The sequence below is a fragment of the Pseudomonas sp. MMS21 TM103 genome (assembly GCF_022132145.1).
Classification (GTDB): domain Bacteria; phylum Pseudomonadota; class Gammaproteobacteria; order Pseudomonadales; family Pseudomonadaceae; genus Aquipseudomonas.
On record NZ_JAJISP010000001.1, the window covers coordinates 405,478 to 421,976 of the forward strand.

General features: G+C 59.5%; 16 protein-coding genes. 1 reads left to right on the plus strand and 15 read right to left on the minus strand.

Going from position 1 to position 16,499, the window contains the following annotated elements; all coding sequences use genetic code 11:
* Nucleotides 1–14: 14 nt before the first annotated feature.
* The 10 genes from LJY18_RS01910 to LJY18_RS01955 form a co-directional block, all read right to left on the minus strand.
* The gene (locus LJY18_RS01910; protein WP_238040039.1) at nucleotides 15–533 is read right to left on the minus strand and encodes a pilus assembly PilX family protein; all 519 of its coding nucleotides are present in this window, start codon (nucleotides 531–533) and stop codon (nucleotides 15–17) included.
* A gap of 32 nt (nucleotides 534–565) precedes the next feature.
* Nucleotides 566–1,597, minus strand: a complete 1,032-nt coding sequence (locus tag LJY18_RS01915; protein ID WP_238040040.1) for a PilW family protein — start codon at nucleotides 1,595–1,597, stop codon at nucleotides 566–568.
* Nucleotides 1,598–1,607: 10 nt separating this feature from the next.
* Nucleotides 1,608–2,045 carry a type IV pilus modification protein PilV gene (pilV, locus tag LJY18_RS01920; RefSeq protein WP_238040041.1) on the minus strand — a complete coding sequence of 146 codons (438 nt, stop codon included), beginning with the start codon at nucleotides 2,043–2,045 and terminating at the stop codon, nucleotides 1,608–1,610.
* Nucleotides 2,045–2,584 carry a GspH/FimT family pseudopilin gene (locus LJY18_RS01925; RefSeq protein WP_238040042.1) on the minus strand — a complete coding sequence of 180 codons (540 nt, stop codon included), beginning with the start codon at nucleotides 2,582–2,584 and terminating at the stop codon, nucleotides 2,045–2,047. The genes pilV (LJY18_RS01920) and LJY18_RS01925 overlap by 1 nt, the downstream gene beginning before the upstream one ends.
* A gap of 390 nt (nucleotides 2,585–2,974) precedes the next feature.
* Nucleotides 2,975–3,547, minus strand: coding sequence for a GspH/FimT family pseudopilin (locus LJY18_RS01930; RefSeq protein WP_238040043.1), 573 nt, complete (start codon nucleotides 3,545–3,547; stop codon nucleotides 2,975–2,977).
* Nucleotides 3,544–6,717, minus strand: coding sequence for a pilus assembly protein (locus LJY18_RS01935; protein WP_238040044.1), 3,174 nt, complete (start codon nucleotides 6,715–6,717; stop codon nucleotides 3,544–3,546). Before LJY18_RS01935 ends, LJY18_RS01930 begins: the two co-directional genes overlap by 4 nt.
* A gap of 31 nt (nucleotides 6,718–6,748) precedes the next feature.
* On the minus strand, nucleotides 6,749–7,246 hold the full coding sequence (locus LJY18_RS01940; protein ID WP_238040045.1) for a PilX N-terminal domain-containing pilus assembly protein: 498 nt from the start codon (nucleotides 7,244–7,246) through the stop codon (nucleotides 6,749–6,751).
* A complete protein-coding gene (locus LJY18_RS01945; RefSeq protein ID WP_238040046.1) occupies nucleotides 7,243–8,346 on the minus strand; it encodes a PilW family protein in 1,104 nt (367 codons plus the stop codon). Before LJY18_RS01945 ends, LJY18_RS01940 begins: the two co-directional genes overlap by 4 nt.
* Nucleotides 8,343–8,906, minus strand: a complete 564-nt coding sequence (pilV, locus tag LJY18_RS01950) for a type IV pilus modification protein PilV (protein WP_238040047.1) — start codon at nucleotides 8,904–8,906, stop codon at nucleotides 8,343–8,345. Before pilV (LJY18_RS01950) ends, LJY18_RS01945 begins: the two co-directional genes overlap by 4 nt.
* A 2-nt stretch (nucleotides 8,907–8,908) precedes the next feature.
* Nucleotides 8,909–9,316, minus strand: a complete 408-nt coding sequence (locus LJY18_RS01955) for a type IV pilin protein (protein ID WP_238040048.1) — start codon at nucleotides 9,314–9,316, stop codon at nucleotides 8,909–8,911.
* 333 nt (nucleotides 9,317–9,649) lie between these two features.
* On the opposite strand from LJY18_RS01955, the gene LJY18_RS01960 reads away from it, so the two are divergent.
* Nucleotides 9,650–10,165: a GspH/FimT family pseudopilin gene (locus LJY18_RS01960; protein ID WP_238040049.1), complete on the plus strand. Its 516-nt coding sequence runs from the start codon at nucleotides 9,650–9,652 to the stop codon at nucleotides 10,163–10,165.
* Nucleotides 10,166–10,395: 230 nt separating this feature from the next.
* On the opposite strand, the gene ispH is transcribed toward LJY18_RS01960, so the two are convergent.
* From ispH to ribF, 5 genes are all read right to left on the minus strand, one after another.
* Nucleotides 10,396–11,340: a 4-hydroxy-3-methylbut-2-enyl diphosphate reductase gene (gene ispH / locus LJY18_RS01965; RefSeq protein ID WP_238040050.1), complete on the minus strand. Its 945-nt coding sequence runs from the start codon at nucleotides 11,338–11,340 to the stop codon at nucleotides 10,396–10,398.
* A 270-nt stretch (nucleotides 11,341–11,610) separates the two neighbouring features.
* Nucleotides 11,611–12,048 carry an FKBP-type peptidyl-prolyl cis-trans isomerase gene (locus LJY18_RS01970; protein ID WP_238040051.1) on the minus strand — a complete coding sequence of 146 codons (438 nt, stop codon included), beginning with the start codon at nucleotides 12,046–12,048 and terminating at the stop codon, nucleotides 11,611–11,613.
* Nucleotides 12,045–12,545: a signal peptidase II gene (gene lspA / locus LJY18_RS01975; RefSeq protein ID WP_238040052.1), complete on the minus strand. Its 501-nt coding sequence runs from the start codon at nucleotides 12,543–12,545 to the stop codon at nucleotides 12,045–12,047. Before lspA ends, LJY18_RS01970 begins: the two co-directional genes overlap by 4 nt.
* Before the next feature lie 111 nt (nucleotides 12,546–12,656).
* The gene (ileS, locus tag LJY18_RS01980) at nucleotides 12,657–15,488 is read right to left on the minus strand and encodes an isoleucine--tRNA ligase (RefSeq protein WP_238040053.1); all 2,832 of its coding nucleotides are present in this window, start codon (nucleotides 15,486–15,488) and stop codon (nucleotides 12,657–12,659) included.
* A gap of 10 nt (nucleotides 15,489–15,498) precedes the next feature.
* Nucleotides 15,499–16,437, minus strand: a complete 939-nt coding sequence (ribF, locus tag LJY18_RS01985; RefSeq protein WP_238040054.1) for a bifunctional riboflavin kinase/FAD synthetase — start codon at nucleotides 16,435–16,437, stop codon at nucleotides 15,499–15,501.
* Between the last annotated feature and the right edge of the window lie 62 nt (nucleotides 16,438–16,499).

Consider the following 16,499-nt stretch of genomic DNA (forward strand, 5'->3'; position numbering starts at 1 on the left):
CAGGATCCTTCTGATCAATTCTGACCGCGAATAGCAATGGCAACGGTTGAGCGCAGGCGCACTTCGATATCGCCACTGCCATAGCCAGTGGCGTCGACATTGAACAGATAGGTCCGGCTCAGGCAGTCGAATGCCCGGTTCTCGGCGATCGAACCATCGGTCTCGCAGACATAGGACGTGGGACCGCCGGAGTTGCCGTAAAAGTTGCTTACCGCGCAGACCGGCTGCTTCGGCTTGCCGATCAGCTCGGCGGGCGGCGACCATTGCGCCGCGGTCACCGCCGGACAGGCACTGGCAGCCTGGAACAGCAAGCTCGGGTCGGTACTCGCCTCCACCTGCTGGCGGACATAGTCTTCGCCCACCCGCAACGAGGCCTCGGCGGCTTGAAACGCCTGGTTGTAATCGCGCGCACCGCCGGCCATGCGTTCCTGCAGCGTGCTGTTGGACATGGACGAAACCCCGATCATCGTCAACACCAGCAACATCACCAGGCAGAACAACAACACCGCACCCTCTTGTTGTCGCCTGGCCATCCCTTGTTTTTGCCTGCCCATCCGTTGCCTCGCTAATCGATTCGGTTACGTAGCGCCACCACGGTGCTGAACACCTGACGCATTCGCCCATCAGCCACCACGGCCATGCCATCAAACTCGATCGCCTGCTCCTGCGCGCCGGGTGTCCGACTATCGCTGACCATCAGCAAATCGACTTTCACCGTGCGCACATCGCCCCAGCGATTGGCGGCCTCGACCTCGGCCGGGGTCAGGTAGTCCTGCACCCCGACACTGCTCGCCGCCGCTACCCCGTAGCGGGTGCGCATCGACTCGACGCCCTCGACGACTTCCATGGTTTGCGCCGGAATCGTCGACACATCGCGCACGAACAGCGCGCGAATCGCCTGTCCGGCACTCCCCGTCCGCCCGGTCTCGGCGACATAGAAGATCTTGCTGCTGAAGCCGGAGACACGCGCGGGATCGGTGAAGGCGATATCGGCGAACTTGAAACCGCCACACTCGGCGTCCTTGTCGTTATTGCCGGCCGCGTGACTCAGCACCACCACGCCACTACCAGTGGCATTGGGCACATTGGTGACGCGGATGACCACGGCCTTTTCTATATCCATGACCATCACGGCACGATTCTGCTGCATGCTCGGGCAATAGCCGGTGACCTTGATATTGGCGTTGACGCCGGGCTTGAGAATTTCGCCCGCGGTCAGAAATGCCCCACAGTTGTCATTGATGAACAGGGCCATCTGGTCGGTGCCCACGGCGCCCAAGGCGCCAGTGGCCGTAATCCGCTGTCCCCAGACGGGTCGGTTCATGGCGTTCCATTCGCTCGCGGCACCATTGGTGGCGACCACGCAGATGCTCTCTTCCGGCAAGCGCACGCCCATGCCCACACCAGCCGGACGGATCTCGGCCGCCAGGTACTGCAGGGCAAATCGGCCGTTTTCCTGCAGGTGGCCGCTGGCGTTCTGCAGCAGGAAGGTGTTGTTGTTGCTGATAAACACTTGCAGGACTGCACCGCTGATCACCAATCCGATGACCATGGCCACCATCAGTTCGATCAGGCTCAAGCCTCGCTGAGACTGCATAGACACTCCGTCAGATCCGGGTCACGAAGGAAAAACGTTGGGCCGCACTGCCCTGCACCCGCTCCTCACTCCACTGCACGATGACAGTGAACTGATCGCCGTTCTGCACCACGCCGCCATCGCCATTGGGCAACTGCTGAGCCAGGTTGGCTCGCCACTCGGCCAGGTCGCGCTGAAATGGCAGACAGGCCTCCGCCGCCGGATTGCACGGTAACTCGGCACCCACCGCGATAACGTAATAGCCTGCCAGCGCATCGCCGCGGGCGGCGCGCATACGGTCGCCCATCTCGTAAGCGAGAAAGGTCGCATGGGAACGCACCGTAGCCGTCTGATTGGCCTTCAACGAGGTGAGCTGCATCGCGGCCAACCCCAGCAAGCCGACGGAGAACACCAGCACCGAGACCAGCACCTCGATCAGCGAGACGCCTCGTTGTGATTGCCTGTTCATTAGCAGCCCCTCTTTCTGACGGAGGCCGCACCGGACAACTCGACCACCACCGTGCGATTGAAGGTGGCGCAGTTGAGCTCGGGGTCTTTCACCAGCAGATCGAAAGTGACCGCAGCGCCGCTGATCAACTGCCCCTGTGAATCGAACAGAACCGTCTTCAGGCCTGCCGGATTGACGTCATAGGAAGACAAGGCCGGGAAGACCTGCAGCTCGAGGGCATCGGCATGCCTGAGCACCTGCCAACTGCCGTCGGCAGCCAGCGGTCCCTGCAACCTGGTGGCCTGGGCACGCTGCACGGCCTCGCGACGTGCATAGGCGAACATCCCTGAGAAGGAATTGATTTCAGTCGCCGCCCGATTGCTGCGCAACAACTGGCTGAGATTTGGTGCCGCCAAGCCAAGTAGCACCGCGAGCACTGCCAGCGTGATCATCAGCTCGATCAGCGTGAAGCCTTTCTGCGACATCGCATCCACTCCATAGATGTCATCTTGTATGGCGCGCAGAACCGCCCGCTCCCTCCCCTGCAAACGCCCATCCATGGACAAACGGTCAAAAATCACCGACTAACGGTAATTTTGCGCCTCGGGACTATACCTACTGGTACGCTCGTTTTGAATTTTTATTCCGAAGAACTGCGACATCGCCACACATCGGAGTGTGACCGAAGGCTCAATGCGCGAAGCAGGCTGGGCTTGGGGAAGGCGAAGGGATTATCGGGGGAGAAGGCGGGCACCGTGCCTAAAGGCTGAGGGAAACGGAGCAGTGGGCGGTGGCAGCAAGGGGAATGAGCCAGATCGGCGGAGGCCGGGGCTATGCATGAGGGCAAACAGGTCAGCCGCCCTTTGTGTCGAATCGCTGCTGCTTGATGGAGGGTGTGAAGGCTGCCAGCAGAGGCAGCCAGTTACACCAGTTGAGCGACAGGAAATGGCTCAGGAGCAGGTCGAGGTATTGGTCTTGGTCACTGATGCACGCCCTGTCGCAGTGATATTGACCACGCGCTCCTGAGCTCCAACGCCGGGGGTGGCGCGGCAGGCTGTCAATGTGGCCTGAGTAGCACCTACACCTGTGCCCTGAAAACGTACGCTGGCGACCGTCCCGGTAATTTTAAAACCGGAAGGGGCCGCCTGATGCTGCAGCAGCACCGACTCTCCTGCATCCAGCGCCCCGTCGTCGTCGGCATCGTGAAACACTACCCAGCCTTGCTCCCAGCCCCCAGCGATGCAGTTTTCACCATCGTCAGAGACGCACATCCGGACAGCGGAATTACGCTTGATCGCCTCACTGCGTGCCAGCAGGGTTCCCGCGACCAGATCGTTAGCCTGGGAACGCAGCTTGCTGCCCAGGGTCATGTCAGAGTACGACGGGACCATGATTGCCAGCAGCACCGCGAATACAGCAAGAGTGATCATCAGCTCGATCAGGGTGAAACCGTGCTGCCCAAACCTAGAAGCAGCAGCGCTCTTGGTCTGTCGTCCTGATTCCATGACAAGGTGCTCAATCATTGCTCGATATTCCAATACACACGACTCTTGTTAACTGCTGAGCCACTGGGTTCAGGCGCATAATCAACTTCCACAGGCGACTCTGGATTAGCTCCTATGACAAATGGTACATCAGTGCATACTCCATCACTGGTACACACAGTCACTATCCCTGACACTGGCGAAGGTGGCAGCCCGCCTCCATCAATAACTTGAAAACGATCCACTGCCTTAGCCGGTGAAGCATCCAGGAAGTTAATGTTATAAACCCGAGCCGTCCCCAGATTCGAACCGCAACTGGTCGACGATGCGACAGTTGGAGTATGGGTGCTGAAGGTTACCACCCCAAACACGACCACCGCAGATGTCACCACCTGCTCCTTATCGTGGACGGTATCTGCGGCGCCATATTGCAAATACCAACCTTTATTATCGGCAGCGTTTAGCTCGGCCTCTTGAGCAACCGTTAGCGCCGCACTATTAGCATCGATCTCCAACAACACATTGTCGTCGAGGCTAATCACATCCGGGTCGGCCGAACGATCATCCTTGATCATGAAAAAGGCGTTATTAACAGAAGCAGTTACGGCGTCAGTACTCAATGGATGCTCGCGATCGCCAGAGCCCAACAGCACAGCATTGAAGCCACTGGTAACCACGACCTCTGGAGCGAACAGGAACTTGCGATTGGCCAGCCCGCCTGGACAAGTCTCGGTATCACAGCCAAGCGCAGCGATTTTTTTAACCGCCCAGGTCGACGGAGCGCCGGAGATACTGATCCGATAGACATTACCGCCGGTATCTGCCGCATACGCGTACTGCGCCAATCCACTGCTATTGGTCACAACCGTAATGTCGCCCACTACGCTGCGGTCTGTAACCATAGTGAGAGCGTCATTCAACACGGTGCCGGTGTCTGCATCCAGCACATAGATATTGCTGCCCCGAGACGTGCCAGACGTACACGTATTGAGATCAGAGGCGATAGTGCCATCCTCGCAAGAGTCGTAACCGCCTCCCATGATCAGCATGGGCTTGTAGTTCGTAGTAGACGTTGTGACGCCATCGGCGTCTGTGGAACTGGTTACGCTGGTATACCCTGCCGCCTTAATGACCTTCGGCGCCGACCATGTCTGGCCAATATTGCTCAGCCCTGTTGTCGTACTGTCAGCCTTCCATTTCAGCCTTGGGTCGGTGAGGTTTGTGCCGGCACTGACATCGAATGCGTACACCGCACTGCCACCGCGGCGCATAGCGGCATAGACCCACACATTATCGCCATCTTTGTGCGCAGTGACTGGGCCGTCGAAGAAATAGTCCTTGCGCCTGGTTGTGAGTGTAGGCGTGCCGGGATAATACAACTCCGGGCTGTTTGAGCGCAGCCGCTCGAATTTGCTGTAATGCTCAGGTGCGACAAATGACCAAAGTTCGTTGCCGTCAGTACCGCCCTGATTGCCATTGATGGCACGCAATGTGCCGTCATTGGCACCATAGAACACCACTACGCCAGTACTGCCGCCGTAATCCACTGCTACCGGCCGGGAGTGCACTACGTCGCCATGCACCGACGGGCGCATATCATCCTCAGTCTGACCCGTTTTTTCAGGAGTAGCCGTGTTATCCGCGCCGGTAATCCAATCGGCAAGATCAGCAGGCAAACCAGAGTTGGTTGCGTTCATGTCAGGAAGCGATGCACCAGCTGAGCAGCCGTTACAGGTCTTGATATTGCGTGTAGTCGGCGTAAGCCCCCCACTCCGGAGGCGATATCCAGCCGCGCCCTTTTCGACAATATCGCCGTCAGGCGAGTTGGACCTATCCAAATTAGGGATAACCACTTCGTTGATAGTCGTACAGGTACCTTGCGGCAGGAACGACCAATAGCTGTCCGGGTCTTCAGGTGACCAGAAACTGCGAGCACAGGGCCTAAGGAAGCCTGTATTGGCGGTACTGATGGCAGGCTCGCCATCCGCATCGCCGAGGAACAACTTGAATTGGCCTCCCGAGGTATCCGCGACAAACTTATATTGCTTGAGATTCCCTGCCCAGCGCGGGTTGGCATCCGCGTCCGGGCGGAACATGCCAATAAACACTTGGTTCAAGTAGGTGCCTTGGGTACTGACGCTGATTGGCAAACTGGCCGACGCAAAAACGCTATTGACTGCCTGAATCTGGCTAAACGTATCCAAAATAGCAACCGTCAACTGATCCACATCACTGGCGGCAAAGTAGCTGCCATAGCCATAGTCGGCTATCGCCCTTATGAAGTTGGGGTAATTCCCGTCACTCGAAGCCCCCGTAACGGCAATCCCGTGGGTGATGATGCCCTGCGCGTCATCCTTATCGCTTACATCCGCCCCGCGCATATAGCGCGCATATTCATCGGCCCAGTTCCCCTGGTCACTGTTGCTGACTTCGCTGGTCGGGTAATTGATCTGCGTATAATCACCGCCCAAGCCGCTCAGGAGGTCACGCGCCTCATTGTTAGTTACCTCGCCAGCCCCACCATTGGCGATAAAGATGATGTGATTGCGCCCACAGCTACTAGCAGAGGGGCTCACATACTTTCCATCTTCTACGGCTGCTTCATCCCACTTGCTACCGGCGGTGCCCTTGTAGGGTGTTTCCCCCTTGAAATACAGGTAGGCTTCATGCAGTGTCTTGGCAAAGGCGGCATTGTTGCCTTTATCAGCATCAATGCTAAGGGCAGCAACTTTTGCCTTGAGAACTGCTTTGTTTGCCGTAGTCAGTGGCAAAAAGGCCTGACGTGGATAGCCGCCACTATTGGCAGCCGGAGATTCATTAAAAAGCATAAATCCAACATTGAACTTGGCGCCTCCATCTGCCTCGGTTGGCAAGGCATCAATTGCGTTGTAGAGCGCGCACTTCTCAATGGCTATTTTCTTACCTTGCTCAACACCTGGACTGTCTTTACCTTTTACACTGCCATCCGGCGGGCCGACAGGAGCTCCATCAGAAGTTTCTACAACCACCCCACCATCTTTATAATAACAATCAGCAACAGGAATATTGGCACCCCAATTCGCTGAGTTATCCAATACAAGCAATACATTGGGGAGCCCGGAGTTCGGCGGCGTGATGCCCGCAAACAGGTCAACGTCTTCCGCATAAGAATTGCAGTGCAGAACCAGTGCAGTCATACCCAACACGCTTTTCAGCCAAAAGCCTTTCATTATCCTTCTCCTAAGCGTCTATGCACTGCACTCAACTGCACTTTGCGAAATCCGGGTCAAGTTCACCCATGTACTTGCGCACGCCATGGCGCACGGTCACCGCCGCTCCCGACGCACTGTCGGCTACAACCGACTTGAGCTCCCAGAGTGTATAAAAGCCACTGGTACTGGGAATCCCGGAAGCGACGCCACTCAAAAGAGCCTCATCGACGGGAGCCGGAGTTGCCCTTCGGCAACCTTCCACTGTCACTGTCACCAGATATGGTGGGGTTGCCGGATCCCGATCAAAATCGAGCTCGTAGGGTTGAGCTGCTGTCAGGCTGGTGAAGTTAAGGCTTACCACCTGCTCAATGGCCGCGTTAGCCGCTGCAATAGCTTCGTCGCGAGACTGCATATTACCCACGGCCTTGAGATTGCTCCCGCTCATGGTGAATGCACTGGAAATCATCAGCGTGAACAGAAGCAGCATAATCAGGCCAATGATCAGGGTTGATCCACGCTGGGAATAGAGCGATCTGGGCAAAGTCATGGCGCCTCTCTTCTGCCAGATATATTGTTCAGGCGCACCGTGCTGGAAAATACGTGGCGCTTGAAATTGTCATTGAATGGCCCGAGCGTGGTGGTGCCTAGGCTATAGGTCTTGCCATCGGTATAACCCGGTGTTGCGGTAAGGCTGCGCACCAGCACATATACTTTGACCGCTACCACATTCGCCAACTGGTCTGCGGTACAGACAGTTGCGGCCGGATGGGTCGAGGGAGCAGTCGTATCGGCAGAGATATCTGCCAAGGGGCAACGCACATAGGTATCGGGAGCACCATCGACCGGACCGTCATCGATACCCAGTTCAACCCGAAAACCTTCCACACCTTCAATCATCGGCTCAGCGGCAAGATGCTTGTTTACGTCAAACAGTGAACGCATCAAGGTGTTATCGTCGCGAACATAATAAATATTCGACACAAACTTCCTTCTATCCGCAGAAGTCGCGCAGTCCATCTGGCGAAGATCATGTTCATCGGTATCAAGCACATAGGAATACGCTGTTTCAGGCAAGGTCGAACACGACGATGCCTGGAAATAAACTTTGCCAGCGGCATCGTCACAACCACCCACTCCAGCCACACAAGTTTCTGCGTGGCGCACCACCAAGAAATCGGTGTCGGCTTTTATATCTGTTCCTATCGCCGGTGAGGCACTGGTGCAACCCGTCGGCGCATCGTCGTATACCTGTACAGGGATACCTAGCAGATTGTTCTTATGTTCATCGGTCCAGTTTGAATCACTGTAAGCGACGCAGGGATTAGGCACCAAGGTAGGTGTATCACTAGCCACCGTGGTCAACGTCAAGTCGTCAAACTGCGGGACATAGCCGTCCCAAAACCCGCCATGCGAGAGGTCGCTCTGCAACAACTGAATAGCGAAACGACCATTCTCGATCTGGATATTGGTCTTGGCCATTTCATCGTTGGTGCGAGTGACATCCAGAAACAGTGTGAGTACCGCACCCATGATCAGCAAACTGATGACCATGGCAACCATCAATTCGATGAGACTAAAACCGGCTTGATGGCTCTGCCCAAAGAGCCTGCACAGCTTGCTTTGCACTTTTATTAAAGGTGTTCTCATAGTGTGGCAACCCGCACGATAGTAGTGACCACACGACGACAAACATCATCGGCACAGGTTGAACCGGCAGAACCATAACTATCTGCGCCACAGGCAACACCTGCCGAAGGAGCTGCAAGAGGGAACAAGCCCTGCCAGGCCACCGTGATCAAGTATTGACCACTGCCAAGGGATTCGACACAGCCTCGACCACCTAGCATCGCGCCGATCTTGTTGGCACCAACGTTTTCTGCCGCGCCCTGCAAGGCGGCACACCACTCGCTGGTGTCTCTTTGCTTGCGGCTACCTGAATTGCCTGGGCAAGTCATGCCGACACCAAGTGGGCTGGCCGCCCCCGTAACGTAGGTAGCTGCATTATTGCGATTGCTGGCAATGCGATTGGCCATGTCATTGAGCAGCAACAGAGCCTGGGAGCGCTGATAGGCCTCCATCTCAGACTGCTGCAACCGCGACTGCAGCCCCGCGATACCCAGCAAACCGATGGAAAGAATAATCACGGTGACCAGCACTTCGATCAGGGTGACGCCTCGTTGGTTGCGGAACGTTAGTGGCATAAACATGGTCACCACTTCTCCGGCGGCGTCTTGACCCCTTGACTATTCAGCGTCAGATTGCCATCGCCTGCCTGAGCCCCCGTCGGCACGAACGTAATCGTAAAGGAAGGCTCCGGCCCCGCACCCAGCTCGATTTTGAAGCCATATTTAGCGGACACGTCGGCGGGCAACACGTATCCGGTACTGGCTTGAAAGGCGGCAGCGTCGGCGGCGGCGACATAGGCGCGGTTAGCAAGCAGCAATTGCTGTTCGCGGTTGGCGATATCCATCATCGCCGCCTGCGCCGCGGCGCGGTTGCTCTTGATGATGTATTCCTGATAATTCGGGTAGGCAATTGCGGCCAGGATGCCGATGATCGCGATGACGATCATCAACTCGATAAGGCTAAACCCCCGCTGCCCAGTTCGCTTCACCATATTCCCTCTCGCGCTCGGTTTTAGTCACATGCCCTAGCCATGTGCCGCTAGGGTACGAATCATTGCACTGGAATACCGCTAACCAGTGCGGAGTTTCGACAGTTGGCGCTTTTCCGCTCACGGACGGCCATGTCCATCGACTCAGGCGAATCTAGCAGCTTCACTCGACAGCCTTTCTTGCTCTTTACTTGCAAAAAGCGGTTTACCGGCTAGAGCTTATAGGCCGGACGTTGAAAAGACCCCGGCTTACACGACCACCGGAGCCGAGGCGGAGACGACCGGCGCACTCCCTACCAGGATGGCAGGGTAACTCAAGAAAGAGGCACGGACGCCATGTACCGCCACGCCTTCGGTTTCACCCTTGTCGAACTGCTTACCTCGCTCAGCATCCTTACGTTGCTGGCGACTGTCGGCGTGCCGGGTGCGCAGCAGTTCATGGGCAATCAACAGTTGGTCAGCGCCAGCAATACCCTGGCGGCGAACCTGTCCCTGGCTCGCAGCGAATCGATCAAGCGGCGCCAGCCGGTGCTGGTCGACAACGTCGATGGCGACTGGGCCAGCGGCTGGCGGGTATTCGTGGACCTGGACAACAACGGTCAACTGGATGAAGGCGAACCCTTGCTCAGGCAGGAGCAGTCGCTGCCCAAGGGCGTGATTGCCAAGGGCAATACGCCAGTCAGGCGCTATGTCCGCTACACCTCGCTCGGCAACGCCAAGCTGCTGGGTGGTGCCTTTCAGGCGGGAACGCTGACGCTCTGTCACGCGACCGGCAAACAGGCGGTCAGGCGTTTGGTGTTGAGCGCCAGCGGCAGGCTGAGGCGGGCCAGGGATGAGCCGGATTATTGCTGAAGGGCCATGCAATCCGTAGGTACCGTCCGCCGCGGGCAGTGCACCGTGATTCACGTGATTCACTGGAGAGGCGTAGATCCTGGCGGGTTGTCGCTACGCTCCGAAGCTGCCCTACCCGTATACCGTGCACCACGGGTTGGCGGTGTGGCTTCGAAGTGGGCAAGCTGCTGCCGCGTTCCAAGCGGAACGCCACCCGGACCGCACAATTCGCCGTGCACAGCTCAGGCGGCTCAAAGCTGCTGGACGCGCAGCTCCTTGGGCATGGAGAAGGTGACGTTCTCCGGCCGCCCGGCCAGCTCGCTCTCGCCCGTCGCGCCCCAGGCTTGCAGCTGGCTGACTACGCCACGCACCAGCACCTCTGGGGCCGATGCACCGGCGGTAATACCTATACCGCTAACGCCGTCGAACCACTCGCGCTTGAGGTCTTCGGCGCCGTCGATCAGGTAGGCCGGGGTGCCCATGCGCTCGGCCAGTTCGCGCAGGCGGTTGGAGTTGGAGCTATTGGGGCTGCCAACCACCAGCAGCACGTCGCACTCGGCGGCGAGTTGCTTGACCGCATCCTGGCGGTTCTGGGTGGCGTAGCAGATGTCGTCCTTGCGTGGCCCGCCTATAGCTGGGAATTTGGCGCGCAGGGCGTCGATGACTTTGCTGGTGTCGTCCATCGACAAGGTGGTCTGGGTGACAAAGGCCAGGGCCTCGGGGTTGTGCACCTGCAGGCGCTCGACATCGGCCTCGTCTTCCACCAGATAGATGGCGCCGCCATTGCTGGCGTCGTACTGGCCCATGGTGCCTTCGACTTCCGGGTGGCCGGCGTGGCCGATCAGGATGCATTCGCGACCTTCGCGGCTGTAGCGCACCACTTCCATGTGTACCTTGGTCACCAGGGGACAGGTGGCGTCGAAGATCTTCAAGCCGCGCTGCTCGGCTTCACTGCGCACAGCCTGGGATACGCCGTGGGCGCTGAAGATGACGATGACGTCGTCGGGAATCTGATCCAGCTCTTCGACAAAGATGGCGCCACGTGCGCGCAGGTCTTCGACCACGAATTTGTTGTGCACCACTTCATGACGCACATAGATCGGCGGACCGAAGACTTCCAGGGCACGGTTGACGATTTCGATGGCGCGGTCAACACCGGCGCAGAAGCCGCGGGGATTGGCGAGTTTGATATGCATGGTGACTCTCGGCGCGCGGAAACTTGAGGGTGAAGAGTGTAACGCGAGACGCCTGCACGATCACAGGCTCCGGGTTCGAATCGGCACGCAGGGTGTAGCAACCATCGAAAACAGCAGGCACCGCGCTCCCCTGCAGGAGAGCCACGTCCGCTACCTACGGGCTTGCGGCATTTCCCACATCCATGTGGGTCACGCGCCTGGCGGCGATGGCGGACATAGTCCGCCCACCAAGCAAAAGCATCGCGCCGGGTCGGCCCTCCTACAAGAGCCTCAGAGCGCTTTGACCGCAATGATTTCGACGTCGAAGCTCAGGGTCTTGCCGGCCAGCGGGTGGTTGAAGTCGATGGTCACCTGGTTGTCGTCGAAGACCTTGACCACGCCCGGCAGCTCGGCATTGGCGGCGTCGTTGAAGATCACCAGCAAACCATCGGAGAGCTCCATGTCCTTGAACTGGCTGCGCGGCATGATCTGCACGTTCTGTGGGTTGGGCTGACCGAAGCCATGCTCCGGCAGCACCTGCACGGTGCGCTTGTCGCCGGCCTTGAAGCCGAACAAGGCGGACTCGAAACCCGGCAACAGATTGCCATCGCCGACCTTGAAGGTGGCAGGCTGCTTGTCGAAAGTGCTGTCGACCACGTCGCCGCTTTCCAGCTTGAGGGCGAAATGCAGGGTAACTTCCCTGTCCGGCCCGATACGTACATCAGTCATGGGGTGGTTTCTCCGGACTTGTTGCTTTTGAACATATCCAGCGCCAAGAGGATGGCACCGAGGGTAATAGCGGAGTCCGCGACATTGAAGGCCGGGAAGTACCAACGGTGCTGCCAGTGCACCAGAATGAAGTCGACCACATGGCCGAATATCACCCGGTCGACCAGGTTGCCCAGCGCGCCGCCGAGTACCAGCGCCAGTGCCATGGCCAGCCAGGTTTCATCCGGCTTCAGGCGCTTGAGCCAGACCACCAGCACAGCGCTGACAGCGATGGCGATCAGGGCGAACAGCCAGCGCTGCCAGCCCGAAGCGCCGGCCAGGAAGCTGAACGCCGCACCGGTGTTGTAGGCCAAGGTCCAGCCGAAGTAACCGGGGATCACCTCGATCTGCTGGTACATGGTCAGCGCGTTGTCGAAGTAGAACTTGCTGGCCTGATCGATCACGAACACCAGTAGGCTCAACCACAGCCAGGGCAACCTGCCGAAGCGGGCGCTCATGCCCTGCCTTCCTGCAGGAGCCAACTCGCTGGCGACATACCGCGAATCGCCGGGATGCCGGACAGCATTAGGCTGATTCCGGCGGTTACCGGAGCAATAGCGCGCGCGGCATCACGCATAGTGACGAACCTCGCCAGCGCCTTCGATGTTGTCCACGCAGCGGCCGCAGATTTCCGGATGCGCCGGCTTGATCCCGACGTCTTCACGGTGATGCCAGCAACGCGCGCACTTGGCGTGGCCGGACTTGAGCACTTTCAGCTTGAGGCCCGGCACTTCGGTTTCCACCGCATCGCTCGGCGCACTGCTTAGCGGCGCCAGGCTGGCAGTCGAGGTGATCAGCACGAAGCGCAGTTCATTGCCGAGCTTGTTCAGGTCGGCAATCAGGCTGTCTTCGGCGTAGAGCGTCACTTCGGCCTGCAGGTTGCCGCCGATGGCCTTGGCCGCGCGGAGGTTTTCCATTTCCTTGTTGACCGCGACCTTGACCGCCATGACCCGCTCCCAGAACTCGCGACTCAACTCGAGCCCCTCTGGCAACTCGCTCAGGCCCTGGTACCAGCCGTTGAGCATCACCGACTCGTTACGCTCGCCCGGCAGGTACTGCCACAGCTCGTCGGCGGTGAAAGACAACACCGGAGCGATCCAGCGCACCAGTGCCTCGGCGATATGGAACAACGCGGTCTGGCAGGAGCGCCGCGCCACGCTGTCGGCGGCGGTGGTGTACTGGCGGTCCTTGATGATATCGAGGTAGAAGCCGCCCAGCTCCTGCACGCAGAAGTTGTGCACCTTCTGGTAGACGTTCCAGAAGCGGTAACTGTCGTAGGCCTCCTCGATCTCGCGCTGCAGCAACAGGGCGCGATCCACCGCCCAGCGATCCAGGGCGAGCATGTCCGCGGCGGGCAACACATGCTGCGCCGGGTCGAAACCGCTGAGGTTGGAAAGCAGGAAGCGCGCGGTGTTGCGAATCCGCCGGTAGGAATCGGCGCTGCGCTGCAGAATCAGCTTGGACACGGCCATTTCGCCGGAGTAGTCGGTGGACGACACCCACAGGCGCAGGATGTCGGCGCCCAGGCTGTCGTTGACTTCCTGCGGTGCAACCACGTTGCCCAGCGACTTGGACATCTTGCGGCCGTTCTCGTCGACCACGAAGCCGTGGGTCAATAGCTCCTTGTAGGGCGCGTGACCGTCGATGGCGCTGCCGGTCAGCAGGGAGGAATGGAACCAACCGCGGTGCTGGTCCGAACCTTCCAGGTAGAGGTCGGCGCGCGGCCCGCTGGCGTGGCCGAGCGGATGGGAACCGCGCAGCACATGCCAGTGGGTGGTGCCGGAGTCGAACCAGACGTCGAGGGTGTCGCTGATCTTGTCGTACTGCGCGGCCTCGTCACCGAGCAACTCGGCGGCATCCAGCTTGAACCAGGCTTCGATGCCCGCCTGCTCGACGCGCAGCGCTACAGCCTCCATCAGCTCGGCAGTGCGCGGGTGCAGCTCGCCGCTCTCCTTGTGCAGGAAGAACGGGATCGGCACGCCCCAGTTGCGCTGACGCGAGATGCACCAGTCCGGACGGCCGGCGATCATGCTGTGCAGCCGCGCCTGGCCCCAGGCCGGAACGAAAGCGGTCTGCTCGATGGCGGCCAACGCCCGCTCGCGCAGGGTGTCGCCTTCGTTGGGCTGCTTGTCCATGCCGACGAACCACTGCGCGGTGGCGCGATAGATCAGCGGGGTCTTGTGCCGCCAGCAGTGCATGTAGCTGTGCTGGATGACTTCGTGCTTGAGCAGGCAACCGACTTCGTCGAGCTTGGCGACGATAGCCGGGTTGGCCTTCCAGATGAACTGGCCACCGAAGAACGGCAGCGCTTCGACGTAAACACCATTGCTCTGCACGGGGCTGAGAATGTCGTCATTGCTCATGCCGTAGCCCTTGCAGGAACGGAAGTCGTCTTCGCCGTAGGCCGGCGCCGAATGGACGATGCCGGTGCCAGCGCCGAGCTCGACATAATCGGCCAGGTAGACTGGGGCGAAACGCTCGTAGAACGGATGGCGGAAACGGATCAGTTCGAGCGCTTCGCCCTTGGCGATGGCGATTACCTCGCCCTGCAGGCCATAGCGCTGCAGGCTGCTTTCGACCAGCTCTTCGGCCAGCAGCAGAAGCTTGTCGCCGGTATCGACCAGGGCATAGTTGAACTCGGGATGCACGTTGAGCGCCTGGTTGGCCGGGATGGTCCAGGGCGTGGTGGTCCAGATGACGATGCTGGCGGGCTTGCTCAGGCTGGCCAGGCCGAAGGCGGCGGCCAGCTTGTCGGCGTCTTCGACCGGGAAGGCAACGTCGATGGCGTCGGATTTCTTGTCCTGGTATTCGACTTCGGCTTCGGCCAGCGCCGAGCCACAGTCGAAACACCAGTTGACCGGCTTCAGGCCCTTGAACACGAAGCCATGCTTGACCATCTCGGCCAGGGCGCGGATCTCGCCGGCTTCGTTGGCGAAGTCCATGGTCTTGTACGGGTTGCCCCAGTCGCCGAGCACACCGAGGCGGATGAAGTCGGCCTTCTGCCCTTCAATCTGTTCGCCGGCATAGGTGCGGCAGCGCTCGCGGGTCAGGTCGGACGGCTGGTTCTTGCCAAAGGTGGTTTCGACCTTGTGCTCGATCGGCAGGCCGTGGCAGTCCCAACCCGGCACATAGGGCGCGTCATAACCGGACAGGGTCTTGGAGCGGGTGATGATGTCCTTGAGGATCTTGTTGACCGCATGACCGATATGAATGCTGCCGTTGGCATAGGGCGGGCCGTCGTGCAGGACGAACTTCGGCCGGCCTTCACCCAGCTGCCGCAGCTTCTGATACAGACCCATGTCGTTCCAGCGCTGCAGAATCTGCGGCTCGCGCTGCGGCAGGCCGGCCTTCATCGGGAACTTGGTATCAGGCAGATTTAGCGTGGCTTTGTAGTCGGTCATTTCAGGCTCTTCACTTAAGCGGTTGACCCTGCCAATGGGCACGGGCGGCGGCAATATCGGCAGCAATTGCCGTCTTCAGTGCCTCGAGGGAGGCGAAACGCTGCTCTTCACGCAGCTTGTGGTGGAAAGCCACCGTCAAACGCCGGCCATACAGATCACCGGCAAAATCCAACAAATGCACTTCGAGGTGGGCGCTGCCATCACCGGCCACGCTCGGCCGTACGCCGATATTGGCGACACCCGGCCACGGCTGACCATCCACCTCGGTGCTGACCAGGTACACCCCGGTCAGTGGCACGCGCTTGCGCTTGAGCTGCACATTGGCGGTTGGCGCATCCAGCTGGCGCCCCAGCTTCTGTCCGTGCAGCACGCGCCCGGCGATCTGGAATGGGCGGCCGAGCAGGTGCTCGGCCAGGGCGAAGTCGCCTGCGGCCAGCGCCTCACGCACTCGGGTACTGCTGACACGCACGCCATCCAGCTCCACCGTGGCGGCAGCCTCGACGGTAAAGCCGTGGCGCTCACCGGCCTGCTCCAGAAAGGCGAAGTCGCCGACCCGGTCGCAACCGAAGCGGAAGTCGTCACCGACCTCCAGATGCCGCACATCCAGCCCGTCGATCAGGACTGCCTGCACGAATTCGGCGGCGCTCAACTCGCGCAAACGCGGATTGAAGCTCAGGCACAGCACCCGATCGACACCTTCGGCGGCAAGCAACGCGAGCTTGTCGCGCAAACGCGTCAGGCGGGCGGGCGCCGTGTCGGGACCAAAGAACTCGCGCGGCTGCGGCTCGAAAATCACCACGCAACTGGGCAGCGCCAACTCGGCCGCGCGCTCACGCAAACGCGCCAGAATGGCCTGATGGCCACGATGGACGCCGTCGAAATTGCCAATAGTGGCGACACAGCCCCGATGCTGGGGCCGCAAGTTGTGTAGGCCTCGAACCAGCTGCATAACGCGCTTCTTGCTCATAAAGTGGCCGATTATACCCATGCTCGGCCCTCGGGCGTAGGGTC